This window comes from Streptococcus sp. ELY_90, assembly GCF_058314475.1.
The window spans coordinates 246,601-273,330 of record NZ_JBZFUJ010000001.1 but is presented as its reverse complement, the minus strand read 5'-3'; the positions used below and the strand labels follow the sequence as shown (position 1 = coordinate 273,330).

Here is a 26,730-nt window from a genome sequence, read left to right as displayed (position 1 = left end):
TTAGTCTCCTCAATTGTTAAAAGTAAATATTCAGTTTGAAGAAAAAATCTCTTTTCTTTGATATTTCCTTAGGTGATGTCGGACGGCAAAACCAAACGCCAAGGCTATAGCTCCTGACTAGGTTTTGCATTAGATTGCCATTAGAAATAGTATCGATTTCTAACGGCAATCGTCGCAGCGGCTTCCTAAGGAATTCCATGCCTAAGTTCAAGATACAAAAGGTGCCTGCGGATAAAGGCAAAGTAGGGCGTGCGACGCGGAATCGTTAAGATTCTAGGCGGGCTCATCTTTTTGCCACAATCCGAAAGCCCGTGTTCAATTAGTCTCAAAGTTTCCGAGTGTCAGACTCAGCTTGCATACCCCAATTCTGACACTTTCATCACGGCGGAAGCATCCTCAGCTTACTTGCACTCATGAAAACTTAAATTCATATGACAGTCTGCAGATTCTTTTTGCTCATCAAGGTAAGCAAGCGGAGGTTTGCCTACAGTCAATAAATTATATCATATTCTTATTTTCCGTAAAAATCATATAGACCTTTGCTTGCTTATCCTGTTTATTTTCTGCTATAATGACCCTATGACTAAAAAAATGATCGCTATTGATTTAGACGGAACACTTCTTAAAAGTGACGGAACCATTTCAGACTACACGGTTGCCGTTATTCAAAAAATCCAGGAGCAGGGACATCTGGTTATTATCTCAACCGGACGGCCTTACCGTATGGCCTTAGAATTTTACAAAATTCTTGGTTTAAAGACACCAATGATTAATTTTAACGGCGCTCTGACGCATATTCCTGAACAAAAATGGGCTGGTGAACATAGAGTTAAAATCGAACGTAAATACCTTTTTGAGGTTTTAAAAAATGAAAAAGCGTTTGAAGCCGATTTTATTGCCAGTGAATACCGCAAAAAATTTTACCTGACCTTCAATCACCGCCAGGCCATCAAACCAGAAATATTTGGGGTTAAAAAGCTGACAGATAAGATGCAGCTGAAACCGGAAAAAATTACCCGCGACCCCCACGCCCTGCTCATGCAGACAAGGGCAGCTGATAAGTATGCCTTAGCCGATGACATGCTTAAACATTTCAACCATGAAATGGAAATCAGCAGCTGGGGCGGCCCTATGAATATTCTGGAGTTCTCCCCCAAAGGCGTCAACAAAGCTTATGCCCTTAAGCACCTGCTAAAAACACTCAGCCTCTCCAAAGAAGATCTAATTGCTTTTGGTGATGAACACAATGACACTCAGATGCTGGAATTCGCGTCGGTTGGCTACGCCATGAAGAATGCCAATCAAATCCTGCTGCCTTATGCCGATAAGATGACACAGTTTGACAATGATCACGACGGTGTGGCTAAAGAACTGGAAAAACTTTTGCTGTAAAACCTAAAAACCTGAGACGAATTGTTTCTCAGGTTTTTTCTTATCTTTTAAACATTTAAAAAAGAGGCTGCCCAGTGCAAAAGCCGGGCTGCGATTATATTTACTGGCAGACCTTTGATTCTTAGCACTGCTAAAATCATTGCACTTAATTTTAGAATGAGCGGCTCTTAAAAATCATCTGCAGTTAGAGAAAGCTCCTCCTGATTACTGTCTTCCAAGGCGGCTACTGTGACACCCAGCAGCCGGACACCGGAGTTGTTTTCATCAAGGCTGTCAAAAATCTGATGGGCCTGTTGCTCAATCACCTCAAAGTCCTGTGTTGGAAAATCCAGTGTTTTGCGCTTCGTCAGTGTCGAAAAATCCGAATAGCGAACTTTGATGACAATAATCTTGCCTTTTCGCTCATTTTTTACTAAGCTGTCAGCCACCCGCCGTGCATTTTTTGAAAGTTCTGCTTTGATATCCTCATCGCTGTAAAGCAGCTTGCCGTAAGTTCTTTCACTGCCTATAGACTTTCGGATACGGTTATTTTTGACTGGTGAATTGCTGATGCCGCGTGCTTTTCGGTAGAGATCAAAGCCAAAACGGCCGAAAAGATCAATCAGGGTCATTTCTGGTATTTGCTGCAGGTCTTTGCCGGTAAATACATTGAGCTCATGAAGTTTCTCAACCGATTTTTTGCCCACGCCGTAAAATTTTTCAATAGGCAGGTCGGCTAAAAAAGCCTCCGCCTCTTCAGGCAAAATAACCGTTAACCCCCGTGGCTTGTCATAATCGCTGGCCAATTTAGCTAAAAATTTATTATAAGAAACACCGGCTGAACAAGTCAAGTGCAGCTCCTTCCAGATATCGTGCTGAATCAATTTGGCAATTTTAACAGCTGATTTCAAGTGCAGTTTATTTTCTGTGACGTCCAAATAGGCCTCATCAATACTCATCGGTTCTACCAAATCGGTATAACGTTTGAAAATTTCCCGAATCTGCATGCCGATTTCACGGTATTTGGCATGATTTCCCCTGATAAAAACAGCCTGCGGACAGCGTTCATAGGCTTCTTTAGAAGACATGGCTGAGTGTATACCGAATTTTCGCGCTTCATAATTGCAGGTCGAAACCACACCGCGGCCGCCTGTCTGACGGGGATCAGCACCGATAACTAACGGCTTCCCCCGCAGTTTGGGGTTATCCCGCTCTTCTACCGCAGCAAAAAAAGCATCCATATCAATATGAATGATTTTTCGCGATGTATCGTTAATCAGCGGGAAAATTAACATCAGACCTCCTTCAGTAGCTTAAAGCATAAACAAACAAGTTACTATAATCAAGGTTTTCTTATAATCTTTATTGACTAAAAGGTAGACACTGCCGAATAAAAAACCGGCCAGACAGGTTAAAATTCCTGTCCAAACACTGCCTTTCGAAAAAATATGCATTAAGCCCCAAGTCAAACCCAGCAAAATGCCTCCATAGGGAATTTTATCATTTTTAAACCAGGTTTCAAAAGCCTTCTGCCCAAAAACCAGTACCAGAGAAATCAAAAAGCTCTCAGCAGCATAATACAGGTACTGAAATACAAATTTCAGCCAGCCCAGATGCTGAAATTCAATGAAGATTTTGAAACCTTTCCAGTCCCAATATTGAATAAGTGTGATCAAAACAAAGCTCAGGACAACTGCCAGCCACTGCCAAGCAGAAACTTTTTTGGTACTGCCTTTTAACAGTTCAAAACCCGTTTGCTTTCTGCCCAAAGCAATGATGGCAAACCCCAAAACCAGCCAGGCCAAACTGGTGATAATCCAGTGAACAATCATCTGAAAAGGGCTTGCCTGGCCGAGTGATATTCCCAAAAGCTCCTCAGCCAGTGCCAGCAAAACTTCAAATAAGAAAGCAGCTGCCGCATACAAGGCCAGCCATAAAAAATTAAAACCTGTGACACGTCCGCTGTCTTTCATGGCAAGTCTCCTTAAACCTTTTATAAGTCTATTTTCATTATACTCTTTTTGACTGGTTTTTGCCATTTATAATACAGTTAAGCTTCTTTTAATAAACTGTATTATAAAAGAAACTGTTTACATCTAAAGCTTTTTAGTTGTGAAAACGGTTACTGTATGATAGAATGTAACTGAAAAATGTAACAGATGCACTGTTACTAGAAAAAAGAGGTTATTTAACTATGGCAACTGTTAAAACTAACACTGACGTTTTTGAAAAAGCTTGGGAAGGCTTTAAAGGAACTGACTGGAAAGAAAAAGCAAGCATTGCCCGCTTTGTACAGGCTAACTACACACCTTATGACGGTGACGAAAGCTTTCTGGCAGGACCGACTGAACGTTCTTTGAAAATCAAAAAAATTGTAGAAGAAACTAAGGCTAAATATGAAGAAGCTGGCCGTTTCCCAATGGACACTCGCCCAACATCAATTGCTGACATTCCTGCCGGCTACATCTCAAAAGAAGATGAGTTGATTTACGGTATCCAAAACGATGAACTTTTCAAATTGAACTTCATGCCAAAAGGCGGAATCCGCATGGCTGAAACTGCCTTGAAAGAACATGGCTATGAACCAGATCCGGCTGTTCATGAAATCTTCACTAAGTATGTTACAACTGTTAACGATGGTATTTTCCGCGCTTACACTTCTAACATTCGCCGTGCACGTCACGCTCACACAGTAACTGGTCTTCCAGATGCTTATTCACGCGGACGTATCATTGGTGTTTATGCACGTCTTGCTCTCTACGGTGCTGATTACCTGATGCAGGAAAAAGTAAACGACTGGAATGCTATCACTGAAATTGATGAAGAATCTATCCGTCTTCGTGAAGAAGTTAACCTTCAATACCAAGCACTTGGTGAAGTTGTTAAATTGGGTGACCTTTACGGCGTTGATGTTCGCAAACCTGCCATGAACGTTAAAGAAGCTATCCAATGGGTTAACATTGCATTTATGGCTGTCTGCCGTGTCATCAACGGTGCTGCTACATCTCTTGGACGTGTGCCAATCGTTCTTGACATCTTTGCAGAACGTGACCTGGCCCGCGGAACATTCACCGAAAGTGAAATTCAAGAATTTGTAGATGACTTCGTTATGAAACTTCGTACCGTGAAATTCGCTCGTACTAAAGCTTATGACGAACTTTACTCAGGTGACCCAACATTCATCACAACTTCTATGGCTGGTATGGGTGCTGACGGACGTCACCGTGTTACTAAGATGGACTACCGTTTCTTGAACACTCTTGACAATATCGGTAATGCTCCAGAACCAAACTTGACAGTCCTTTGGACTGACAAACTGCCTTACTCATTCCGCCGCTACTGTATGGTAATGAGCCACAAACACTCTTCTATTCAATATGAAGGTGTGACAACAATGGCTAAAGATGGTTATGGCGAAATGAGCTGTATCTCATGCTGTGTATCACCGCTTGACCCAGAAAATGAAGAACAACGTCACAACATCCAATACTTCGGTGCTCGTGTAAACGTTCTTAAAGCTCTTCTTACAGGTCTTAACGGCGGTTACGACGATGTTCACAAAGACTACAAGGTATTCGATATCGACCCTGTCCGTGATGATGTTCTTGACTTTGACACTGTTAAAGCTAACTTTGAAAAATCTCTTGACTGGCTGACTTCAACTTATGTAGATGCTTTGAACATCATCCACTACATGACTGATAAGTACAACTATGAAGCTGTTCAAATGGCCTTCTTGCCAACTAAACAACGCGCTAACATGGGATTTGGTATCTGTGGTTTCGCAAACACTGTTGACACATTGGCTGCTATCAAATATGCTACTGTTAAACCAATCCGTGACGAAGATGGCTACATCTACGATTATGAAACAACCGGTGAATACCCACGCTGGGGTGAAGATGATCCTCGTTCAAACGAATTGGCAGAATGGCTGATTGAAGCTTATACGACTCGTCTTCGCAGCCACAAACTTTACAAGAACGCTGAAGCTACTGTATCACTTCTTACCATCACTTCAAATGTTGCTTACTCTAAACAAACTGGTAACTCACCAGTTCACAAGGGTGTCTACCTCAACGAAGATGGCAGCGTAAACTTGTCTAAACTTGAATTCTTCTCACCAGGTGCAAACCCATCTAACAAAGCTCGCGGCGGATGGCTGCAAAACCTCAACTCTCTTGCAAGCCTTGACTTTGCTTATGCAGCTGATGGTATTTCACTGACAACACAAGTTTCACCTAAGGCACTTGGTAAAACATTTGACGAACAAGTTGATAACCTGGTAACTATCCTTGACGGTTACTTCGAAAACGGCGGTCAACACGTTAACTTGAATGTTATGAGCCTCAAAGATGTTTATGATAAGATCATGAGTGGTGAAGATGTTATCGTTCGTATCTCTGGTTACTGTGTAAACACTAAATACCTTACACCAGAACAAAAGACTGAATTGACACAGCGTGTCTTCCACGAAGTCCTTTCAATGGACGATGCTGCTGAAGCTCTCACAGGTCAAAAAGCTTAATCTTTTGAAGCTAGCAAACGAGTTTGAGATAAAATAATCTCAAGCTCGTTTTTTGTGATTATGATTTAAAAATCATATTTTATTTCTAACTATATTAAGAAAAAATACCAACAAACGTATGAAAATCAAACAAACACGCGATACCTTATCAACTACCTATCTTGATGCCGTTAAAATCAGAAATCTTATCTTCGTTCAAGGGCAGGGCGTCCCTTTGTCTATTGAAATTGATAAAAACGAAGCCTACTGTATTCATTTTGTCCTTTATGATGATCAGGACAGCCCTCTTGCCACCTGCCGGCTTCTGCCTGATGAGCAAAAAGATTTTGTGACCTTGCAGCGCATGGCTGTCCTTAAGACCCATCAGGGACTTGGTTTAGGCAGTAAAGTTCTGCAGGCAGCAGAAACATTTGCCAAAGATCAAGGATTTAAAAAAATTACCCTTCATGCTCAGATGGCCGCCTATGGTTTCTATGCGAAAAGTGGTTATCTGCCAGTAGGTGAGCAATTTTTAGAGGCTGGTATTGAGCATATCACTGTTAAAAAAACGCTGTAATGCCATGTGAACGGCCGGATAAAAAAGACAGCTGCCTAGCAGAGCGGACTATGTTTTCCCTTGCTTCTCATTCACAGAGCAAAGCTGATTAAAGTCATATATAAAAAGAGCCTGAGATTCATAATCTCAGGCTCACTTTTTGCAAGCAATGGAGCGCTTCTGCTGTTACAACAGTCGGCCGGGGCTGTTCTGCACAGACAAATAATGCGCGCAAATACTTTGGCACAGCAGCAGTTTTTATGATTTTACCAGTTCCTGCTCAATCAGAGCTATCAGTTCATTGCGGTCCAATATCCACTGAGCACGTTCATCTTTTTCATAGGTTCGATTGCTCAGAAAAATCGCTGCGCACTGCTTGGGAATATTGATAAGAATAAAAGTTCCTGTATAGCCTGTATGCAAAAGCCACTCTCCGTCCAAATCCCATGCCAGACTGCGCTCTTTAGCCGCAAGAGAATAGTTTTGAGTTAGTTTTTGTGCAAAATTATCCTTCAGGTAATGACTGGCAAAAATTTCCAAATCTCTAAGTGTTGAAAACAGCCCGGCTGAACCGGTATGAACGCCTAAAATCTGGGCCTTGGGATCATGAACCCTTCCTGATGCAGTCCCTCTGACTGTCGGAACCGCTGAATCAAGCGGCCCAAACATCGTTTTGCTCATTTGCCAAGGTTCAAAAATTTCCTTATCAAACAGGATATCCAAGGACTGACCGGTCAGCTCTTCCAGCATAAAACCAAGTAAAATAAAGTTGATATCTGTATATTTAAAGGACTTGTCCTTTGTTACCGTGATATGGTTAATAGCCTCTGTCAGCTGATCAGCAGACAGACTGTTACGATTGGGAATGTAGGGGTCAATACCGCTCGTATGCGTCAAAAGCTGACGCAGAGTGAGCGACCTGTCATGAAAGGCCGGATAGTAAAACTGCAGAGACTGATCCAGTTCTAAAGCACCGCTGTTTAGCATGAAAAGACAAAGTGTCCCAACACCGACAACCTTGGAAACACTGGCTAAATCATAGACAAGATCAGGCCTTGTCTCCTCTTCAGGAACCGTCTCTCCCAAGTAAAACTCCTGCCAGCCGCCTTTTTCATAGAGCGCGAGACTAGCCCCTAAATAGATATGCTGACTGATTTGCTCATGAATCTTGCTTAGTATCTTTTGATGGCTCATGATAATTTTCGAAACCAAATTTCAATGCGGCTGGGATCCGATAAAACCAGGACCTTTTCTTTTTTATCCAAGTAGACTTCCTGTCCCTTCTCTTCAAGATAAGCTTTCAGAGCTGCTAAATCATAGTCTGGAGCTACTCTGACTTCTAAGATTTCCAGATCCCAGGCAACATGCGGAGCCGTCTCCAAATCATCTCCCTGTCCTTCAACAAAATCTACAGACAGCGGAAATTGATTTTGGAACAGACCTCGGTAGAAATCCTGTGATTTATCTTTATCAGAAACATTTAAGATCAGTTTTTCCACCCTGTAAGAAGACAGTCCTTTAAAGCCCTCCTGCGCCCTGAGATCTTCTTTTGTTTCTTTTACTTCTTTGAGAGTAGTCAAATCATCTTCAGCATGGAGCAGGAAAAGATCGTTTTCAGGTGATACGGCTTCAAAAGCATAACCTTTTTCTCCTCTTAAAATTTTAGTTGCCTCAGCTCCGTTTGCCAATAAAGCCGCTATTTCATCTGCCTTGTCAGCCTTGATAATCATCTTTTGCAGCTTTTTCAAGCCATTAACCGTTCTTGTCCTCACAGCAGGTGACTCTTCAATAACAAAATGGCTCTTAGCCTGCGACCAATCCGTAAAGATTGCCAGTGTATTTTCTTCAGAAAAGAGTTTAAACCCTAGGGTCTTTTGATAAAATTCAATATTTTTATCGCGGTTATTAACCCGCAAGACCGGCGAGTGAAAATCCATCTGTCCAAATAAGCTCATTATCCTATCCTCCCTTAACACTTCCATTTTAGACAAAATATAAGATTTTGACAAGAAATTATGCGCTCTGACAAGTATTTTTCCGCCAGAAAACAGTAAAACTCTGCTTCTCTGCTGCCATTTGTATTGACAGCCAAAGCAGATTGCTGTTTTTCAGTAAGACTGACAAGAGTTTACCAATTTCAGCTATGTCTGCTGCAACAGCTGCTTTATTCGGCAAAAAGAAAAAGCCGGGATTTCTAAATGTCCCGGCTTTCAGAGCTTATTTCAAGTATAAATATTTAAATAAAGCTACACCTGCGATAGCGGCAAGAATCGGTGCACAGACCGGAACCCATGCATACCACCATTTTGAATCACCTTTTGATTCACCAAGAACTGATTTTGGCAAGAAATGGTGCAAAAGACGCGGACCTAAGTCACGAGCGGGGTTAAGGGCAGGGCCGGTAGGTCCTCCTAAAGCTGCTACAAGAGCCATCACAAGGAAACCTAAACCTAAGTGAGCAACTGCCAAACCTGAATTAATATTAGCACCGACAGTCAGACCGACTTGAGAGAATTTAAATGCTGATGATGTCACATCTGTTCCCATTGTGTTCAGCTGCTGAACAATTTCACCGCCGAAATAGTTTTTAGTAAGAGCCAGCGCTCCGAAGAAAAGGACAAATGAACCGGCAAACTCATTGAGGAAACCATTAATCAATGAGGCTTTTTGAGTTGCAGCTGTATCATCATCAACAGCTGATGTCGTTGAGAAAGTTCCTAAAATAGCATTGGCATCTTCAGTTTGTCTGTAGTATGGCGCATGAGTTGCCACAACAACCAATTGACCGAAAATAGCTCCCAAAAGCTGAGCCAAAAGATAAGGAAGGACTTGTTTCCATGGGAAAAGTTCTGAGACAGCAAGACCGAGCGTAAAAGCCGGGTTAATATGGTTACCAGATACATTACCAAACATCAAAGCGGGCAGCATAACACCAAAACCATATCCTAAAGTGATGATAACCCAGCCGCTTTTATGACCTTTTGTTCCTTTTAATTCAACATTTGCAACGGCACCATTCCCCAAAATAATAAGCAGAGCTGTACCAATAAATTCTGTGATATACTTCACAGTCCATGTAACATCCATTTGTCTTTTAATCCTCCGAGTTCAAAATTTTTAGACATGTACCATTTTATCAAGTATAATAGATAATGTAAAGCCTCTTAGAAAATTAAAAACGTTTACTTTGAAAGGGTCATATGAAATACAATCAATACAGCTACATTCAAACATCACAGGCTCAGGCAGAAAAAGAACTGCAGGAACTCGGATTTCACCTAAACACTCAACAAACAAATAAGGAAAACTTGGCTGAGTTCATCAGTCAGATTTATTTTCAAAATCCTGATAAAGACGATGTTTTCAAAGGTCTGATTGCTGACAGAAAGACTGATTTGGCTGCTTTTTTGCAGTCTTCCCGAGAGCTGACAGATGAGGTGTTCTATCAGGTTGCCCTGCAGCTGTTAGAGTTCACCGCTTATGTCGATTTCACAGACAGCAAATCCTTTGTTAAAGAAATCAATTTCCCGATAACTTTTGACGCCAACCAGTTTCTGCTCAATCTCTATCAGCTGCTGGCAACCCGCACTAAAAACGGCATGACGCTTATCGACCGGCTGATCAGCCAAGGTTTTCTGGCTGCGAATAATACCTATCACTATTTCAACGGCAAAAGTTTAGCAACCTTTGATACCGCTGATGTAATTCGTGAAATTGTTTATGTTGAAGCACCGATTGATACCGATAAGGACGAAAAGTTAGATCTTATTAAGGTTAATATTATCCGCCCTAAAACCAAGGAGCCGCTTCCTGTGATCATGACAGCCAGCCCTTACCATCAAGGTGTCAATGAGAAAACATCAGATCAAAAACTGCATCAAATGGAAGGGGAACTGACAGTCAAGAAAGCCGGTCACATCAAGGTTGCTGAACAGAATTTTCAGCCTCTTGAAACAAACATTCCTGACTTACCAGTAAATCCTGCTCAGGAAAGCTTTGCGCATATCAGCAGCTATAGTCTCAATGACTATCTTCTGGCCCGCGGTTTTGCCAATATTTATGTATCCGGTGTCGGTACTAAAGATTCCGATGGGTTCATGACCAGTGGTGACTATGCCCAAGTTGAATCCTTTAAAGCTGTCATTGATTGGTTAAACGGCAGAGCAGCCGCCTACAGCAGCCATAAGCGTGACAAGCTCGTTATGGCTGACTGGACAAACGGATTGGTTGCAACGACAGGCAAATCTTATCTTGGAACCATGTCAACCGGCCTCGCGACAACAGGCGTTGAAGGGCTTAAGGTTATTATTGCGGAGTCTGCCATTTCTTCCTGGTACGGTTATTATCGGGAAAATGGATTGGTTTGCAGCCCCGGCGGCTATCCCGGTGAAGATCTGGATGTCCTCACCGAACTGACTTATTCGCGCAATCTGACAGCCGGCGATTATTTGAGAAATAACTCCCGCTATCAGGAAATGCTCAATGAACAGTCAAAAGAAATAGACCGTATCAGCGGAGACTACAGCCAGTTTTGGCAGGATCGCAACTACCTGCCCTATGCGCACAGCATCAAAGCCCATGTGGTTTATACACACGGCCTGCAGGACTGGAATGTCAAGCCCAATCAGGTCTATGATATTTTTAATACCCTGCCTTCTCATATCGAAAAACATGCCTTTTTGCACCATGGTGAGCACGTTTATATGCATAACTGGCAGTCTATTGACTTCCGAGAAAGCATGAATGCCCTCCTAACCAAGGAGCTGCTGGGCTGTTCCAATCATTTTCAGCTGCCGGCTGTCATCTGGCAGGACAATTCACAGTCTGCTGCCTGGAAAAAGTTAAGCCATTTTGGCAGCAGGCAAACCATACATTTGCCTCTTGGTAACGATCAGCAGATGATTGACAATCACTATCCTTCTGCTGATTTTAAACGCTACAGCAAGGACTACCACAGTTTCAAGGCAGATCTCTTCAGCAAAAAAGCCAATGAAATTACTGTTGATCTGCCCATTCAAGAAAACCTGCTCATTAACGGCCAAATGACTTTAAACATCAAGCTCAAATCCAGCAGCAACAAGGGCATCCTCTCCGCACAAGTGCTAGATTTCGGCCGGAAAAAACGTTTTTCTGACCGGCCAGAAATTCTTGAGCTTAACAGTATTGACAACGGCCAGAACTTCTCCTGCGAAGCTCTTCGTGAACTGCCTTACAAACAGACACCTTATCGGGTAATTAGCAAGGCCGTACTCAATTTACAAAACCGAACAGACCTCTTAGAAATTGATGATATCATCCCCAGAGAATGGATGACCGTATCCTTTAAGCTGCAGGCAAGTATTTACCAGCTCAAAAAAGGAGACACTCTCAGAGTGATTCTTTATACCACCGATTTTGAACATACCATCCGCGATAACAGCAACTACGCTCTGACGGTGGACTTGGCCAATTCATCACTTGATATTCCCTATACATCGGATGCAACATAAAAATCTTCAAGTGAAAAACAGCCAAAAAGCGGCAAATCGGCAGTCGGATTTTAACCGAAAGCTGACTTGCCGCTTTTTTTGTTTGTGTTTTTTTATCAGCCGACAGAGCCTTCCATTTCGTAAGAAATAAGCCGGTTAAGCTCAATCGCATATTCCATAGGAAGCTCTTTGGTAAAGGGCTCAACAAAGCCCATGACAATCATTTCGGTAGCTTGGCTTTCTGTCAGGCCGCGGCTCATCAGATAATAAAGCTGCTCTTCAGAAATTTTGGACACCTTGGCCTCGTGTTCCAAGGCCACCTGAGAATTGTGAATTTCATTGAAAGGCACTGTGTCAGACCGAGACAGTTCATCCATGATGATGGTATCACATTCAATATGGCTGACAGACTTGCGGGAATCCTTGCCAAAGGTCACCTGCCCCCGATAATTGACTTCGCCGCCTCCTTTAGAAATGGACTTGGAAACAATAGAGGAGCTGGTGTGCGGAGCATTGTGAATCATCTTGCCGCCGGTATCCTGAACTTGTTTGCCGTTAGCAAAAGCAATTGAGAGCATAGTCCCGCGCGCACCTTCTCCATCTAAAATAACAGACGGATACTTCATCGTTGTATGGGAACCCAAATTGCCGTCAATCCACTCTACTGTAGCGTTTTTATCAGCTCTTGCCCGCTTGGTCACCAAATTATAGACATTATCCGACCAGTTTTGAATGGTCGAATAGCGCATGTAAGAACCCTCAAGCGCATAGACTTCAACAATGGCAGCATGCAGGCTGGCCGTCGAGTAGATAGGCGCCGTGCACCCCTCAACATAATGGACACTGGCTCCCTCATCAACAATAATCAAGGTCCGCTCAAACTGCCCCGTCTCTTCATGGTTCATCCGAAAATAGGTCTGTAAGGGGATGTCGCATTTGACCCCTTTAGGAACATAGATAAAGGTGCCGCCTGACCAAAAGGCCGCGTTTAAAGCTGACAGCTTATTATCCCCCGGTGATACTAACTTAGCAAAATATTTCTTAAATAAATCCGGGTATTCTCTGAGAGCCGTATCCGTATCTGTAAAGATAATGCCCAGGCGGTCATATTCATCTTTCATATTATGATAGACAACTTCTGACTCATACTGAACAACAGCACCTGCCAAATAATTGCGCTCGGCTTCCGGAATTCCGATTCGATCAAAAGTTTCTTTTATCTTTTCGGGAACATCATCCCAAGAATGTTCTGCCTGCTTGGAAGCCTTTTGGTAGTAAATAATCTCATCAAAATCAAGCTCCGACAGATCCGGTCCCCAGTCCGGCATAGGCATCTTATGAAAAGTTTCAAGAGCCTTAAGACGGAAATTCAGCATCCATTCGGGCTCCCCTTTAGCTCGGGAAAGTTCACGCACGGCAGCTTCTGTTGCACCTTTGCCGGTTGAAATAATAGGCTCGATATCATCGTGAAAGCCGAATTTATAATCACCTAACTCAATAGGCTTAGGAGTTACTTGTGTTTTTGTTTCAGACATTGGTTCACCTTCTTTTAATATATCTAATATACTAAAATTTCTGATATTTTACCATTTTTCGAACAGCATTTTTTGTTCTTTAAAACCAGCATAATACTGTCGAATACATAAGTTATTGGAGTGCAGTTTTTAGTAGTTAACGTATGAATCAGCAAGAGGAGCCCTGGCTAAATTTTAATCAATATGGCGGCAGCGATTAGGATATTTCTTTATCCTCCTCATCCACATAGGAAATGCCTGTCTGATGCTTACAGCCGTAATCGATGCCCTGCCTCATATCAATTTCACCAGATAAAACTCAAGCAATTGTTTGACGATAATATCCTCCTCAGTGCTGCTTTAAAAGAGCTGATATAAGCTTAGAATTCCTGCAAAATTAACCAAATACCAAGCCTAACTGACAAACGACTCCCAATCAGCCGGCACAGCACTTTTAGATTTGGAGGACTAATCAATAAAACTGACTGTCTTTCACGCAAGGCAGCCAAACAAATTTAGGGATTTAAGTTACTGCCCAAACATGGTATAATAAACACTGTACTTCTTCTTACAAGAAATCGCTTCTGCCTTTGAAAATTTTTAACAATAAGGCAAAATAAGGCAACGAAAATTTACAAACAAGGTCTAACCCCTTGATACGAAAGGAATCTAGAAAATCTTATGATGAATATGCAAGACCCCTAGTTCAATTCTTTAAGTCTTGTAATCGTCAGAAACATTGATTTAAAAAGGTTTTAGATTCTCACAATTTTACAAAATGCACTAAAAGTTTTAAAAGTGGTCACTTTTTGGTCACTCACTTACTAGCATTTTGAAGTACAAATTGAATATTCTCATTCCTCTAAACAGTCGAAATAATAAAATCTTTTCGATTAAGCAGAGGAATCCAAAAGGCAGGTATGAGCACCTGCCTTTTTCTATTTTTTAACTTTACCAGCGAGTTCCTTGTTATCCTTTTAAGTTATAATGCACTTCTATCCGGAACAAGTTCTTTGAATCCTTTATTGACAAGTAGTGTATTACACATATTCACATCTAAACTTGCTGTTCCACAGAGTATGAACTCATAGAGCATATCTTTTGGATTACCTGTTCTCAGCACATTCCCCGATAGCTCAACCAATTTTTTGCCAACAATGGGTGGCAATTTCATTCCTACACAAATAGCAATGACACTTTCAAGTTTTGGTTCAGTTTTGCCATTTCTGAGGTTAGAAATTGCCTTTAAACCAAGATTACTTGCGTCAGCCAGTTCCTGGTTTCTAACATCACGCCACTTCATCACCTCAACTAATGCAGGAGCAAAACTGCTCATTCCATTGAGCTTGGACATGATTTCAAGAGTATCGCCTATGTGAACGTCAACTTGCTCAATCCATTCGTTCTTATCCTTGGGATAGCTGATAGTAAATTGAATATCAGAATCAGCATCTCGATTAAGTAACAGAGTCAGGGCAGTTGAATTTCCTGTTCGGTTTATTGGAACAATATTAAACACTATACAGCACTCATCCATATGATGCCGTGCATAAAGAGTTAAAAACGGATTACCTGCAATGTCATAAGAAATATACTTCGCATCATTTATGCAGAGATGCGACTCTACACAAAGTAATTCACCCTTATCAACACGTTCTTTCAAATTTGGCTGGGATAACAGTTGTAAACCAAGCTGAATCAGATTTATTGAAAATGTCTGTGTATCTTCTAAATAACCGTTTTTCCATTTATGAGTTGGAACATATTTATCATCTAGGTAGATGAATGTTCCCTTTACTAAATCAAAACCACATTCTGCTAACCGAACTTTAGCAGATAGGCGTGACACTCCAAAAAACAAGGCTAGCTCATCAATCCACTTCTCAACAATTTCAAGTTCATCTTGCGTTTCACTAAACTCAAGGAGCCTTTGCTGTCTCACTCTTGCTTCTTGAACGAACATCTCTTTGGGCATCAAGATTTTGGGCGCTATGGATTCTGCATGCCACTCCATCCAACTAATCATATCGGACGAGTTTTCCTCTTTTATATCTTCGGTAGTGGAAAGAACAGATAGTTCTTCTTTCTCAGCTCGTGCTAACTCTAAAGCATAGCGGTGCAATTCCCAGTGAACACATTCGTGAATAATCGTATTTCTAACAACCCCAACATTCCGTAGTTGGGATAACTTTTTTTCAATGACTACTGTCCCTGCTGGAATCCCAATTTCAAGATTATCTTGAAAATAGATTTGTCCGAAAATCGAATTATCTGATGTGATAGTTTCGTACTTGATTTGCAGCCCCATCTGTTTGACTATGGTTTCGGGTTCAATTCTAGTTGGAGTCAACAAGGCATTAGGTTCATATTTTTTCAACATTGCTTCAGCAACCTTATCCAAATCATCTTTCCAAATGAATGGAACCAGTTTATCAGAAAGAGGATATTTGAAGGCACTAAATGTTCCTTTCTCGTAAGCATCAACTTTTGTCACTCTAAAGTTTTTGATTCCTGCATCAGGTTTTCCTGCGCACGAGACACGAAGCCAACGATTCTTTTCGACCTCATCTTCACGGTAATAGGTAGTTTCAGAAATAGTTGCATAAACATTGGTTAAAATATCTATATCAATTTCACCGTCACCACGGTGACCTGCATAGACATTCCTAACTTCAACATCTATAACTTCTACCTCACCATCATAATTATTAGTGATTCCCAAATCTTCAAGATGGTCTAAGAAGTAATTCTCGCTTGCTTCATAGATTTCATTATAGAATGTTTTCTCAATATACTTACTAAAAGAAATCAAATTTTCCTCCTAAAACCCAAACAATTCATCAATAGGGTACCAGTCGGCTATATCATCTCTCCATTCACCCTCGTTCAGATATCGGAGAGTTCCAGCAATATCACGAACAAAAGCACCTTTCAGATGATACTTTTTAAGATAGGCTTTCAATGCTTCATATTTCAATGGTGCATAATCATCAATATTCTTATCCTTACCTTTAGCATCTTCTCCCCCCTTAGTCTCAACAATATAAACATCACCATTCTTCATTTTGATGATATAGTCAGGGTAGAAATGATGAGAAGAACTTGCTGTACGGTAAACCAAAGAAAAATACTGACTTCCTTTATCACCGTTCTTATAAAGAAAATCAACAACATCCTCATGTGATTCAATATAGTCCTCAAAGATTCGCTCTGCTTCACTTTCCTTAATAACACTGCTCGGATAACCATCATACACATTGGTTACTGTATCAGTATATTCCAACTTCGGATTATATAAATAGCGTTCCGTCATCGGAATGTAGAAATCATTTTCCTGAATATTTACCCGTCGCATACTGGTTTCTGGCTGAATATCTGCCTGTCTGAAAACTTCACGAAGTGCTCTCCAGTTATTCAAAATGAAGGCTGTCCACTCATTAGCTTCCAATTTCAAGAGCTTCTGTTTATTTGGCCGTTTATCATCCATAAAGAAACGTTTCAATAAAGCCTCAACTTGACTCATTCTTAAGTGAGCCACTCGGTCAAGTTCATGAAAAGCATGAAGTAAATCAATACGATTACCGTGATAATCAGCTTCTACTCGTCTTTCTCTATCTTGAAGACGGTCTGAATGTTCCAGCGTATCAAAGCGACCTTGTTTATAGGTGTTGACAATGGAACTTCCAAATTGAAACCCCTGATTCTCTAAGTTTTGTTTATTAGATTCCACATCATCTGTCAAGTTCCATTCACGAACCAATCCTTGATAAAGATTTTCACGCAGGTCTTTTTCACTTTGTCCCTCATGTAAGTCCAATTTTCGCTCACTGATTAGATGAAAATCTTTCGCAACCTCTTTGCGTTTCAAGAGTGGCGTTGGTACTCCAACTCCTTTTTGAGCAAATGCACCATTTAAGAAGTCAACATCAAAGGTATAAAGATAGGCATTGTCTAAAACATCTACATTATAATGCCCTTTTAGAGGCTCCGGCATCCTACGAATACGACCGATAGTCTGAATGGTGAAGGCTTCCCCCATGTTTTCACGGATTTTAATCAGAATCTTAGCACGAGGAGCATCCCAACCTGTAGCAATCGCCTGCTTGATAATGAGATACTCAACCTCATTATCAAGGTCTTGCACATTAAGATAGTTTCGTTTTTGGTCTGCCAACCAAATACCTAGTTTGCCATCTTCGTATGTCTTATGTAATTTCTCTTGAAGATAGTTTACAATGCGACTAACCAATTCAGGTTCTGAATCTGATTTATCCGGCAATTGAACAAGCACTAAGGGGTTAATACCTGTTACACGGTTATCCGCATACCCCTGAACAATTTCTTTCCGTTTTTGCTCTGCACTTTCAAAGAGTAATTCAAATTCTGCACTGATATTCTGATTGTCATCAAGATAATTTTCAAGTCCTTCATTAACAACCACCGATTTTGTAATCAAACCTGATGCAATAACTTCTTCCTCGGTAACCTCATAAAACTCAACCTCATCAGGTGTTTTAGGGTCTTCAATGGTCGCTGACACTTTGACGGTCTTATCAGCCTTAAAGCGTGAAATAATTTCCTTGGCTTTAACTGTGTCATTACTATGTGCTTCATCAATGATGAGGATAAAATGACGGTCTGCTTCAAAGGCTTTATCAATCTTATCCTCAAGATTATCTCGCTCACTATCCGTCAGCATCGCTTTTTTATTTTTACCTACAACCGACTCGTAGTTGATAAAAGTTGCTGTACCTTGGTCGAATCCTTGACTAAGTGCATCTGACAGTGATTGTACCTTGATAGAAGAGAAATTCCTCGCTTTATCCTGACTCTGTTCTTCCAGCTCTCCTGCACCAGGCGTAAACCAAACAAAAGCAACATTATCATGAGTACTTGCAATATAGGTATTCACCCAATCAAGAAGTGTAATAGTTTTACCTGAACCTGTTGGCGATTTAATAATTAGTTCATCAACACCATATTCAGGGGCTGTAAATTTTAATAGTTTATCGACTAGATTTTGTTGAAAGTTTTTTAATTCAATCATGACCAAATATCCTTTCCAAAGTAGTAATCTGGAATCTCTTGTTTTGTGATGTTTTTTTCACGAAGAATGCGTTCTTGTTTGCTATCAAAGAAAACCTCAGGGTGAATAAAGAGGGTAGAATTTTCAATGAAGTCTGATTCTTTCATACTATCTAACTGTTCTTCTGACAAGATAACCTGTACTTTAGGATTAGAAATATCCACTCCAAATTCTAGCTCCACAAGCGGAGTCACATAGTTAAGCAATTCATACTCAAGCGTAACATCAGGAAATTCTTCCTTAACCACAAAATCTGTTTTGAAGTATTTGAGGTTATGAGGAATACCTTCTATATGATTTCCTTTTTTATTAACACCAATTACTTTAACATTAGAATCTTCAAAAACTATGTTTACTGCATCATAGTTTCCCTTATTTAATTCAACAATTTTATCAACCTCCATTTGGAGTGAATCAAATTTCTTTAATATCCTTTGTGTTAATTTCTTTTCAAATAACACTTCTTTAAAATCTTTTTTATGTGTATATCCTTCTGAAACTGCCTTTAACCTAGGATATGTTATAGAAGAACAAATTCCGTATTTTTCTTCATATTCTGAATATTCACTTGTATAGTCTTCGGGATGCCCAAATTTCTTTTTGAATTCTCTTTCCTTTTTTTCTCCAATAGCGTTATTAGTAGCTAATATATATTTTCTATTGCCACCACATAATTTATTGAGCATTTCAACTGCATGACCAGTCGTTCCTGACCCAGCAAAAAAATCCAATACTATTGCATTTTCTTTTTTCTTAATAGTTGCATATAAGCATTCATATACATTCCAAAGTGACTTTGGAAAATCAAAATCATTATGCGGAACCATACTATTAATTATCTGAGTACCATACTCATTTGCATCATACTTCTTATCAAACCATACCGTTTTATAAGGTGTATATGGCTTACCAATTTCTATATCCCAAATATTTTTATTAAAGGTTGGACGCAAAATATCCCAAATGGTCTCAACTGTCTGTCTTGCATATCTCCATTTTCGTTCTATCCCAGAGTTATCAATAGGATAAACGACAATAGTCCCATCCTCAAGAAACCTATTTTTAGTTGGATGTTCATTATCATCTAATACTTCTTCAAATCCGATAATTTTTTCATCCTTAATTTTTATTCCATAAAAACAATTTTTAGCATCTGTTCTTAACGACTCGCTACCCCAGTTTCTTAGCGGCGACCAATCAATATCAGCTTCTTCCACTTCTCTTTCAAAAATGACCTTGTAATTTTTTTTATAAACAAATAGTGCGAATTCATTAGTATATGAAAAATTATTCCCTTGAATTCCCCTTGGATTCTGGATGATTGTTACAATATCAACAATAAATTCATTTCCAAATACCTCTTCAAGTAATAATTTTAACGTCGCAACCTCATTTTCATCAATTGCACAAACTAGAACTCCATCTTCTTTTAATAGGAGTCTTGCACAGTCCAACCTACTCTTCATCATTGATATCCATTTACTATGTTTGTATGAATCTTTAAAGTCAATGTAGTTGTTGTTATATTTCCAATTTTTTGCTCCTGTATTATAGGGTGGGTCTATATAGATAACATCAATCATTCCTGCATGTGTCTTCTTCAAAAGATGGAGGCTATGAAGATTATCTCCTTCCAAGAGGAAATTATAATCCTCTGACTCTGGATTTCCCACAATTTTCTTGGTCTCGTCTTCAATGAAAACCGGAATCTTGGTTTTCATCTCTTCCTCGACCAATTCAGCATGTTCCTCCCAAACAAGACCATACTTTTTGGTATTGAGCAGACGGATAAGATTTTCCAATTTCTCAACATCGTCATTCCGTCTATCCTCACGAGCCTGTTTTAGAAGTTCCTGCACATAGGCAATCGCCCCTTCCTTCTCATTCTTATGAGGTCGTTCAATAAAGTCTTGAGACATTACAAAACACCCCCATTCTCAGCAAATGAGGGTGTTTTTGTGCACGCAGAAAAGAGGTAGAAAACTACCTTATCGGTGCTCGGTGCTCGGTGCTCGGTGCTCGGTGCTAATGGTATCAAGTTCTAAATCTCCTTGTCAAGTGGTTTTATTCACTATTCTATTATACCACGAACGACTGCTTAAAAAATTTAATATTGTAAAAAAATGTCCCATCAAGTCATTTTTTAGGGTGTTTTAAGTCATCATTTCAGAGCAAATAGCTAAAAAACGTTAATATATCAATCTTAATTATAGTGACTTGGCAAGTTATATATTTATATCTTAATCGGGATTAGAATGAGAATGTACTTAGCTAAGACAGTCCAGCTCATGACTAAAACCGAGCTACTTCACCTAACTCAATAACAAACAATGAAAGGTAATTGATATGAAAACACGTAACCGTAAAGGCGGCTATTCAGCCAACACCGCAAATGAATATATTGACAACAAGCAAGCTATTTACTGCTTAAGCACAGAACTCGAACCACAACTTAAGTTTGAAGACAACCAGCCAACTGGAGAGATTATCGCTTATAAAGCTTGGTTTACTCAAAAAGGACTTCCGCCATTTCAAGTAAAATTTGAATCAGATGTCAACCTACCCGCTTATATGACAATGGTGCAATTTGATAATCTTCAAGCCTGTGAGGTAGGCTTCAATGTTTACTTCAAAGCCGACAATCTCAAGGAGGTCAAATAATGACTAAGCAAGAACTGGCGCAATACCTGCTTCAAAGCCTCAATATGGGGCTTGGAGCACTGATGCAGGGAGAGACCAGCTATACCAATAGTTTTGATGTCAAGATTATGTCTGATGGTTTTCTCTTTATCCCACGTCTTCCAGCAGGCTATATCATTGATGACGACCTCTATCAGAAAATCTTTTTAATTGCCAATGCTGCGCTCTATCCACGCTACACACTTTTAAAACAAAATTCTGCCTATTTTATGGCGCTTGATACTGATGATATTCATGTGCAGCGTGGACTCTTCTTTCCTTGGAAGAAAGGTGTCTCTGAACGGCTGGTCATTCCGGATTTGGAAGAATTCACAGTCTCTCAAAAGGACACCTTCATTCCCATTATGAAGAATCTAGCCCTTGATTATAATAAGGTGACCTCTCTAGCTATCGCCGGGAACAGCGGTTCTGGGAAGTCCTATGCGTTGACTTACTTCTTAAGTCTTTTGAAACCTATTTCTGATCTTATCATTGTAGACCCTAAGTTTGACACCCCCTCACGTTGGGCTCGTGAAAAGGGCATCGCCGTGATTCACCCTCAGAAAAACCGCTCTAAGTCAGATTTTGTTTCAGAAGTCAATGAAAATCTTAGCGCCTGTTTAGGGCTCATTCAGCAGCGGCAAGAGATTCTCTATGATAATTCTGAACATCAATTTGAACATCTGACAATTGTCATTGATGAAGTCTTAGCACTCTCAGAAGGAGTCAATAAGGCTATTAAAGAGTCGTTATTCTCTCTCTTATCACAAATTGCTCTGCTTGGACGAGCTACCAAAGTCCATCTGCTCTTAGTGAGCCAGCGTTTTGACCACAACACCATTCCTATCTCAGTTCGTGAACAGCTCAATGTCCTCATTCAGATTGGCAATATTAACAAGAAAACAACGCAATTTCTTTTTCCTGACCTTGATCCTGAAGGAATTGTCATTCCAATAGGTAAAGGAACAGGGCTGATTCAGATTATTGATAATGAACACCCTTATCAGGTCTTACCGCTGCTTTGCCCAACCTACTTCACAAAGAAAGGCATTCTATAATGAAAAAAACTTTCTTTCAAAAAACGTTTAATCTCAATGTCACTCTTTTAGTGCTTAGCTCCTTGTGCTTCTTCTTGAAATTTGGCCTGAGTCTCCTTATTCAGTTGCTCGAAACTTCTAGACTAGCAGCTGCTTATGATGTCTTTAGCCTTATTAGTGAGAAGTTAAGTCTCCTTGCACACTATATTCAGCTAGGCGCCCTCTGTCTTGTCCTAATCCCAATCTTTTTGATTGGCATTGAACTCATTCAGCGGCTGACGAAAGATTCACTTTGGAACTATGTCAAGTCTGTTTATCAGACCTTTCGCATGCGACAATTCCTGAAACAAGATAGACAGTCTGAACCCATTATCACTGTTGAAAATCAGACTGTTACCCGTTTCAATCCCATTTTGAAGAGCTTTAATCAGGCTGTTTCAAAATGCACTGTGGACGTGAGGAAAGAGTCTGTCAATCTCTTTATCAAGATGCCAAGGACCCAGCAGGCACAGAAACTTTTAAAAGAGATGGAAGGGCATATCAAGGAAGAAATTGCCAGCCGTAATCCGAGCTATTATTTTTCATCCGCTCATCGGGTCAAACAAACGCTTTGGTTCACAGGAGCTAAACGTTAAGGAAAAGGCGGTGCTTGGCTCACGCAGTGAAAGCCAAAAGTACCGCCTTTTTAAACTCTATCTCAACCATGTAATGGGGTTACTACGACCCCCCATTACACCAATAAACACTAATCAAAGAAAGGAAGACAATGACAAAAGAAAGACGCTCAAATAAATGGGCATTCCTGCTCTATCAGGAAAGTGCCCCTGATAACTATTTAGAAATTTTGGAAAGCATGCACGTGCCATTTGTACTCAGTCCATGGCATGACAAAGATATCAATAAAGAAACAGGAGAATTTAAAAAAGCTCATAAACATGGAGCACTCTTCTTTGAGTCACTCAAAAGCTATTCGCAAGTCTCAGAATTATTAACTGAACACTTGAACACTCCAGCACACGTGGAAATCGTCATGAGCCCTAAAGGCATGTACGATTATTTCACCCATGCGGAAAATCCAGAAAAGACCCTCTATGACATCAATGACATTGAATTCGGCTGCGGGTTTGAATTAGATAAATTTCTCCTCAGCAATAACAATAATCAATTCCTCACAACTGTTATTGACATCATCGAAGAACATAACTTTACAGAGTTTAATCATTTAGTCAGGTATGCAAGAACTGAGAATCCTCAACTCCTTAATTTAATTATGAATAAAACTTATTTCTTCGCTAAGTATTTGGACTCACGGCGACATAGCTCTCAGCAGAAACAAGCAATTAAAGGAGAGTATGATGATTGATATTGTAGACAAAAACGACCTAATGACATTAACCGGCTATTCACAAAGTCAGTGCGCGAAATTGATTAGAACCGCAAAAATCAAGTTGGTTTCAGAGGGTTTCTCTTGGTATGATAATAAGCGTGTTGGACGTGTTCCACTCAAGACTATTGAAGACATTCTCGGCTTTCGGTTATCTCAGAAAAATGATATAATTTATGATGTACTTCAAAATGCTGGTCTACATGATACAGGAGAACAGCAATGACAGTTACAAAACTTAAAAACGGAAAATGGCTTGTAGATATAAGTGATGGTTACAGTCACTTAACAGGAGACCGCATTCGTCACCGTAAAAAAGGATTTAGGACTCGCAAGGAAGCTGAACGATATGAAGCCGATTATCGAATCAATCAGCTTCATCAGTTTAAAACGAAAGACCGTCTGAGTATCGACTACCTCTATTCTCTGGTTCGTCAAGAAGATGAATTGAGAGGAAACAAAAGAGGAACAGTTGATACACAAGAATCCTATTATACCCAATATGTTTCCAAATTCTTCGCTAATGCTGATATGAAACTGGTCACCGTCAACGATATTAAGGAATATCGTGACTGGCTCATCCAGACACCAAGCGTAAAAGGAGGAACATTGTCAAACAGTCATATCAATCAACAGATGATTTTCATTCATAAGCTGTTTGAGGTAGCGATTGCTAAACGATTCAGAAATGATAACCCTTGTAGTGGACTCAAGCGTTTGCCTGAGCAACACAAGGAAATGTCCTACTACACACCTGAACAGTTTAAAATCTTTGATAGTTGTTTTACCGAAGGTGAATATCGCTATCAGCTACTTTATCGGGTATTGATGTTCACAGGTGCACGGCTTGGTGAAGCCTTGGCTCTTACTTGGAATAATGTAAATCTTACTGAACATTACATTGATATTGTTTATAGTGCATACTATCGTAAAAATCAAGTTCATATTGGAACAGTGAAAACAACTCAATCACGAAGACGGATTTACATTCATTCTGCCTTTGCTGAAGAGTTGAAACAATGGAAAGAGCAACAAGGAGAACTCCTTTCAGAGTTCACAGAGGACCTTGAAAGTCTTCAAATCTTTCAAGACTCTCCTGAAAGCCTGACTTCTGCCAATGTCACCAATTTCAAGACAAAACTGAAAAAGCGACTACCTGAGAATATGAATATGATTCGCAATCATGACTTCAGACACTCACATGCAGCGTTTTTAATCAGTCAAGGTCTACGAAATGGAGAAGGAAAAGATTATATCTTCTTCACTCTCATGAAGCGTTTGGGACATTCATCCATTAACACAACCATCAATGTTTACTCCCATCTTTTCCCGTCACAACAAAAAGAGGTGGCCAATGCCTTTGACAACTTCTAAAAAAGTGGTCACGATTGGTCACCGTTTCAAAACAAACAAGGTCTAACCCCTTGATACGAAAGGAATCTAGAAAATCTTATGATGAATATGCAAAACATGATGAAACAGGCGCAAAAGCTGCAAAAACAAATGGAAAAAAAGCAGGCTGAACTGGCTGAAACGACTTTTGTCGGAAAATCAGCTCAAGAGCTCGTTGTGGCTACCTTTACAGGTGATAAAAAACTGGTTTCTATTGATTTTAAAGAGGCTGTTGTTGATCCTGAGGACATTGAAACGCTGCAGGATATGACCGCTCAAGCCGTAAATGCTGCTCTCAGCCAAATTGAGGATGCTACACAGAAAACGATGGGAGCCTTTGCCGGTAAACTGCCATTTTAAAAAGACCTAACAAAAACTGATAGGTCTTACAATACTTTATTGATAAGTCAAACTTTTCTAAGATACCTTGGAAAAGCTTTTTTTATTAAGTAAACAAACAACATTTAATGCAGAAACTGGATAAGAATCCCGCCCAAAATAAGAACAATAGCGCCGCCCAAGCGGTTAGCCATTTGAGCAAAGGCAATCATCTCCATGCGGTCTGCGGCTGAAAGCACTGCAATATTACCTGTCCCGCCCATTGAGTTATTGATCATACCGGCACCGATAGCCGTTTCAACGGGATACATTCCAAGAAAGCGCCCAAGAATCCAGCTGGCAAGTCCCATTGAGACAACAGATGTCAAGCTGATGAGAACAAACTGCCATGTCATAGCTTGTGCTAACGAGGACAAGTCAATCATGGCAAGCCCGATACCAGCAAGGACAGCATGAGTCAAGTTGGTCATAACAACTTGATTAAACATAACGACTGTCTCCTCCAAGACTTTGGGAACAGTATTGGTCGCTTTAAGAATAAAGACAATGATAATCATGAAAGCATAGCTATGCACCTTTGGAATAAAAGCATTAAGAATCACACCGATAAGAAAGAGCATAAAAGCAAGCATGAGACCAACACCGATTTTCGCTGAGTCCAAGGTCGGCTTTGCTTTTTCCAAATCTTCTTTATTAACCGGAATAAGAACACCGTGCCCATTGTATTTCGTTTTGGCAAATCCACGCGCTAAGACAATGGCACCAATAATAGCAAAGATATTTCCCAAGGTTGTTGCAGGAGCTAATTGCGATAAGATATTGCCTGCATCAGTATGAAGACCAGCAGCATAGATTTTAGACAGAGGAACAATCCCTGCCCCCATACCGCCAGCCATCTGAGCAAAGGAAATATACATGACAGAATGTCCAAATCCTTGCCCCAAAAGAGCACCTACTGCACCGGTTGCAAAGAAACCAATAACCATGGTCAAAAGCGATACAGGAATAAATTTAGCTGAGGCTTTGACCAAGAGTTTACGGTTCATTCCTAAAATAGAACCACATATAAGGGCAGCGATATAAAAATCAAGAAAGCCCCAGTCACTCATAAATGTAGAAGTGGCTGCTACAATATTTTTAGGAACAAGACCAGTCGCCGCAAGAACAGCAGCTGCCAAAAGGGTAAAGACTGAACCGCCGCCAAGGTATGTGTTCCAAAAAGGCAGTTTTTCACCGATGAAGTAAAATAGGTGGCCTAAAACAACCAGCATGAAGGTAATCCCCAGCATGTTGAGCGGTAATTTCCCCATAACAATTGTGATCATAAGAACTACCACAAATGCGACATAAAGCCGCAGGGAGACCCCGGCAATTTTTATTTCATTACTTTTTTTCAT

The 26,730-nt window shown here is 40.3% G+C and carries 21 protein-coding genes; 11 read left to right on the top strand and 10 right to left on the bottom strand.

Features of this window, described 5'->3' with window-relative positions; translation table 11 throughout:
- Positions 1-579: 579 nt before the first annotated feature.
- Positions 580-1,392, top strand: a complete 813-nt coding sequence (locus tag AC4HAF_RS01320; RefSeq protein ID WP_491096355.1) for a Cof-type HAD-IIB family hydrolase — start codon at positions 580-582, stop codon at positions 1,390-1,392.
- A gap of 167 nt (positions 1,393-1,559) precedes the next feature.
- Here AC4HAF_RS01320 and dinB read toward each other — a convergent pair whose 3' ends face one another.
- Positions 1,560-2,666: a DNA polymerase IV gene (gene dinB / locus AC4HAF_RS01315; protein ID WP_491096354.1), complete on the bottom strand. Its 1,107-nt coding sequence runs from the start codon at positions 2,664-2,666 to the stop codon at positions 1,560-1,562.
- Between the two features lie 18 nt (positions 2,667-2,684).
- The gene (locus tag AC4HAF_RS01310; RefSeq protein ID WP_491091808.1) at positions 2,685-3,344 is read right to left on the bottom strand and encodes a hypothetical protein; all 660 of its coding nucleotides are present in this window, start codon (positions 3,342-3,344) and stop codon (positions 2,685-2,687) included.
- Between the two features lie 221 nt (positions 3,345-3,565).
- Here AC4HAF_RS01310 and pflB point away from each other — a divergent pair, with 221 nt between their 5' ends.
- Together pflB and AC4HAF_RS01300 are read left to right on the top strand one after the other, a co-directional pair.
- Entirely contained in the window at positions 3,566-5,899 is a 2,334-nt protein-coding gene (pflB, locus tag AC4HAF_RS01305) for a formate C-acetyltransferase (protein WP_491091807.1), read from the top strand.
- 118 nt (positions 5,900-6,017) lie between these two features.
- The gene (locus tag AC4HAF_RS01300; protein WP_491096353.1) at positions 6,018-6,455 is read left to right on the top strand and encodes a GNAT family N-acetyltransferase; all 438 of its coding nucleotides are present in this window, start codon (positions 6,018-6,020) and stop codon (positions 6,453-6,455) included.
- A gap of 237 nt (positions 6,456-6,692) precedes the next feature.
- Here AC4HAF_RS01300 and AC4HAF_RS01295 read toward each other — a convergent pair whose 3' ends face one another.
- From AC4HAF_RS01295 to gla, 3 genes are all read right to left on the bottom strand, one after another.
- Positions 6,693-7,628 (bottom strand): serine hydrolase domain-containing protein, encoded by a 936-nt coding sequence (locus AC4HAF_RS01295; protein ID WP_491096352.1) that lies wholly within the window; start codon positions 7,626-7,628, stop codon positions 6,693-6,695.
- On the bottom strand, positions 7,625-8,389 hold the full coding sequence (locus AC4HAF_RS01290) for a CppA family protein (RefSeq protein WP_491096351.1): 765 nt from the start codon (positions 8,387-8,389) through the stop codon (positions 7,625-7,627). Before AC4HAF_RS01290 ends, AC4HAF_RS01295 begins: the two co-directional genes overlap by 4 nt.
- A gap of 262 nt (positions 8,390-8,651) precedes the next feature.
- Positions 8,652-9,521: an aquaglyceroporin Gla gene (gla, locus tag AC4HAF_RS01285; protein WP_491096350.1), complete on the bottom strand. Its 870-nt coding sequence runs from the start codon at positions 9,519-9,521 to the stop codon at positions 8,652-8,654.
- Positions 9,522-9,634: 113 nt separating this feature from the next.
- On the opposite strand from gla, the gene AC4HAF_RS01280 reads away from it, so the two are divergent.
- Positions 9,635-11,923, top strand: coding sequence for a Xaa-Pro dipeptidyl-peptidase (locus tag AC4HAF_RS01280; RefSeq protein WP_491096349.1), 2,289 nt, complete (start codon positions 9,635-9,637; stop codon positions 11,921-11,923).
- 95 nt (positions 11,924-12,018) lie between these two features.
- Here the strand turns inward: AC4HAF_RS01280 and sufB are convergent, their stop codons facing one another.
- The 4 genes from sufB to AC4HAF_RS01260 form a co-directional block, all read right to left on the bottom strand.
- On the bottom strand, positions 12,019-13,437 hold the full coding sequence (gene sufB, locus AC4HAF_RS01275) for a Fe-S cluster assembly protein SufB (protein WP_491091802.1): 1,419 nt from the start codon (positions 13,435-13,437) through the stop codon (positions 12,019-12,021).
- Between the two features lie 961 nt (positions 13,438-14,398).
- Positions 14,399-16,228, bottom strand: coding sequence for an ImmA/IrrE family metallo-endopeptidase (locus AC4HAF_RS01270; RefSeq protein WP_491096348.1), 1,830 nt, complete (start codon positions 16,226-16,228; stop codon positions 14,399-14,401).
- A 9-nt stretch (positions 16,229-16,237) separates the two neighbouring features.
- Positions 16,238-18,463 carry a DEAD/DEAH box helicase gene (locus AC4HAF_RS01265; protein WP_491096347.1) on the bottom strand — a complete coding sequence of 742 codons (2,226 nt, stop codon included), beginning with the start codon at positions 18,461-18,463 and terminating at the stop codon, positions 16,238-16,240.
- Positions 18,460-20,421 (bottom strand): site-specific DNA-methyltransferase, encoded by a 1,962-nt coding sequence (locus AC4HAF_RS01260; RefSeq protein ID WP_491096346.1) that lies wholly within the window; start codon positions 20,419-20,421, stop codon positions 18,460-18,462. The genes AC4HAF_RS01265 and AC4HAF_RS01260 overlap by 4 nt, the downstream gene beginning before the upstream one ends.
- Before the next feature lie 427 nt (positions 20,422-20,848).
- Between AC4HAF_RS01260 and AC4HAF_RS01255 the strand changes: the two genes are divergently transcribed.
- The 7 genes from AC4HAF_RS01255 (at position 20,849) to AC4HAF_RS01225 (ending at position 25,354) form a co-directional block, all read left to right on the top strand.
- Positions 20,849-21,163, top strand: coding sequence for a hypothetical protein (locus AC4HAF_RS01255; RefSeq protein ID WP_491096345.1), 315 nt, complete (start codon positions 20,849-20,851; stop codon positions 21,161-21,163).
- On the top strand, positions 21,163-22,239 hold the full coding sequence (locus AC4HAF_RS01250) for an ATP-binding cassette domain-containing protein (protein ID WP_491096344.1): 1,077 nt from the start codon (positions 21,163-21,165) through the stop codon (positions 22,237-22,239). Before AC4HAF_RS01255 ends, AC4HAF_RS01250 begins: the two co-directional genes overlap by 1 nt.
- Positions 22,239-22,853 (top strand): hypothetical protein, encoded by a 615-nt coding sequence (locus AC4HAF_RS01245; RefSeq protein WP_491096343.1) that lies wholly within the window; start codon positions 22,239-22,241, stop codon positions 22,851-22,853. Before AC4HAF_RS01250 ends, AC4HAF_RS01245 begins: the two co-directional genes overlap by 1 nt.
- 131 nt (positions 22,854-22,984) lie before the next feature.
- Complete coding sequence (locus AC4HAF_RS01240) at positions 22,985-23,581, top strand: replication protein (protein WP_491091791.1); 597 nt, start codon at positions 22,985-22,987, stop codon at positions 23,579-23,581.
- Positions 23,574-23,828, top strand: coding sequence for a DUF3173 family protein (locus AC4HAF_RS01235; protein ID WP_027975872.1), 255 nt, complete (start codon positions 23,574-23,576; stop codon positions 23,826-23,828). The genes AC4HAF_RS01240 and AC4HAF_RS01235 overlap by 8 nt, the downstream gene beginning before the upstream one ends.
- On the top strand, positions 23,825-24,976 hold the full coding sequence (locus tag AC4HAF_RS01230; RefSeq protein ID WP_027975871.1) for a site-specific integrase: 1,152 nt from the start codon (positions 23,825-23,827) through the stop codon (positions 24,974-24,976). Before AC4HAF_RS01235 ends, AC4HAF_RS01230 begins: the two co-directional genes overlap by 4 nt.
- A gap of 78 nt (positions 24,977-25,054) precedes the next feature.
- On the top strand, positions 25,055-25,354 hold the full coding sequence (locus tag AC4HAF_RS01225; RefSeq protein WP_491096342.1) for a YbaB/EbfC family nucleoid-associated protein: 300 nt from the start codon (positions 25,055-25,057) through the stop codon (positions 25,352-25,354).
- Positions 25,355-25,458: 104 nt separating this feature from the next.
- Here the strand turns inward: AC4HAF_RS01225 and AC4HAF_RS01220 are convergent, their stop codons facing one another.
- A complete protein-coding gene (locus AC4HAF_RS01220; RefSeq protein WP_491096341.1) occupies positions 25,459-26,730 on the bottom strand; it encodes a 2-hydroxycarboxylate transporter family protein in 1,272 nt (423 codons plus the stop codon).

What these genes read in the sequence shown, in the direction of transcription:
- AC4HAF_RS01320 (WP_491096355.1), top strand. Translation starts at nt 580, where the DNA reads ATGACTAAAAAAATGATCGCTATTGATTTAGACGGAACACTTCTTAAA.
- dinB (WP_491096354.1), bottom strand. Translation starts at nt 2,666, where the DNA reads ATGTTAATTTTCCCGCTGATTAACGATACATCGCGAAAAATCATTCAT.
- AC4HAF_RS01310 (WP_491091808.1), bottom strand. Translation starts at nt 3,344, where the DNA reads ATGAAAGACAGCGGACGTGTCACAGGTTTTAATTTTTTATGGCTGGCC.
- pflB (WP_491091807.1), top strand. Translation starts at nt 3,566, where the DNA reads ATGGCAACTGTTAAAACTAACACTGACGTTTTTGAAAAAGCTTGGGAA.
- AC4HAF_RS01300 (WP_491096353.1), top strand. Translation starts at nt 6,018, where the DNA reads ATGAAAATCAAACAAACACGCGATACCTTATCAACTACCTATCTTGAT.
- AC4HAF_RS01295 (WP_491096352.1), bottom strand. Translation starts at nt 7,628, where the DNA reads ATGAGCCATCAAAAGATACTAAGCAAGATTCATGAGCAAATCAGTCAG.
- AC4HAF_RS01290 (WP_491096351.1), bottom strand. Translation starts at nt 8,389, where the DNA reads ATGAGCTTATTTGGACAGATGGATTTTCACTCGCCGGTCTTGCGGGTT.
- gla (WP_491096350.1), bottom strand. Translation starts at nt 9,521, where the DNA reads ATGGATGTTACATGGACTGTGAAGTATATCACAGAATTTATTGGTACA.
- AC4HAF_RS01280 (WP_491096349.1), top strand. Translation starts at nt 9,635, where the DNA reads ATGAAATACAATCAATACAGCTACATTCAAACATCACAGGCTCAGGCA.
- sufB (WP_491091802.1), bottom strand. Translation starts at nt 13,437, where the DNA reads ATGTCTGAAACAAAAACACAAGTAACTCCTAAGCCTATTGAGTTAGGT.
- AC4HAF_RS01265 (WP_491096347.1), bottom strand. Translation starts at nt 18,463, where the DNA reads ATGATTGAATTAAAAAACTTTCAACAAAATCTAGTCGATAAACTATTA.
- AC4HAF_RS01260 (WP_491096346.1), bottom strand. Translation starts at nt 20,421, where the DNA reads ATGTCTCAAGACTTTATTGAACGACCTCATAAGAATGAGAAGGAAGGG.
- AC4HAF_RS01255 (WP_491096345.1), top strand. Translation starts at nt 20,849, where the DNA reads ATGAAAACACGTAACCGTAAAGGCGGCTATTCAGCCAACACCGCAAAT.
- AC4HAF_RS01250 (WP_491096344.1), top strand. Translation starts at nt 21,163, where the DNA reads ATGACTAAGCAAGAACTGGCGCAATACCTGCTTCAAAGCCTCAATATG.
- AC4HAF_RS01245 (WP_491096343.1), top strand. Translation starts at nt 22,239, where the DNA reads ATGAAAAAAACTTTCTTTCAAAAAACGTTTAATCTCAATGTCACTCTT.
- AC4HAF_RS01240 (WP_491091791.1), top strand. Translation starts at nt 22,985, where the DNA reads ATGACAAAAGAAAGACGCTCAAATAAATGGGCATTCCTGCTCTATCAG.
- AC4HAF_RS01235 (WP_027975872.1), top strand. Translation starts at nt 23,574, where the DNA reads ATGATTGATATTGTAGACAAAAACGACCTAATGACATTAACCGGCTAT.
- AC4HAF_RS01230 (WP_027975871.1), top strand. Translation starts at nt 23,825, where the DNA reads ATGACAGTTACAAAACTTAAAAACGGAAAATGGCTTGTAGATATAAGT.
- AC4HAF_RS01225 (WP_491096342.1), top strand. Translation starts at nt 25,055, where the DNA reads ATGATGAATATGCAAAACATGATGAAACAGGCGCAAAAGCTGCAAAAA.
- AC4HAF_RS01220 (WP_491096341.1), bottom strand. Translation starts at nt 26,730, where the DNA reads ATGAAAAAAAGTAATGAAATAAAAATTGCCGGGGTCTCCCTGCGGCTT.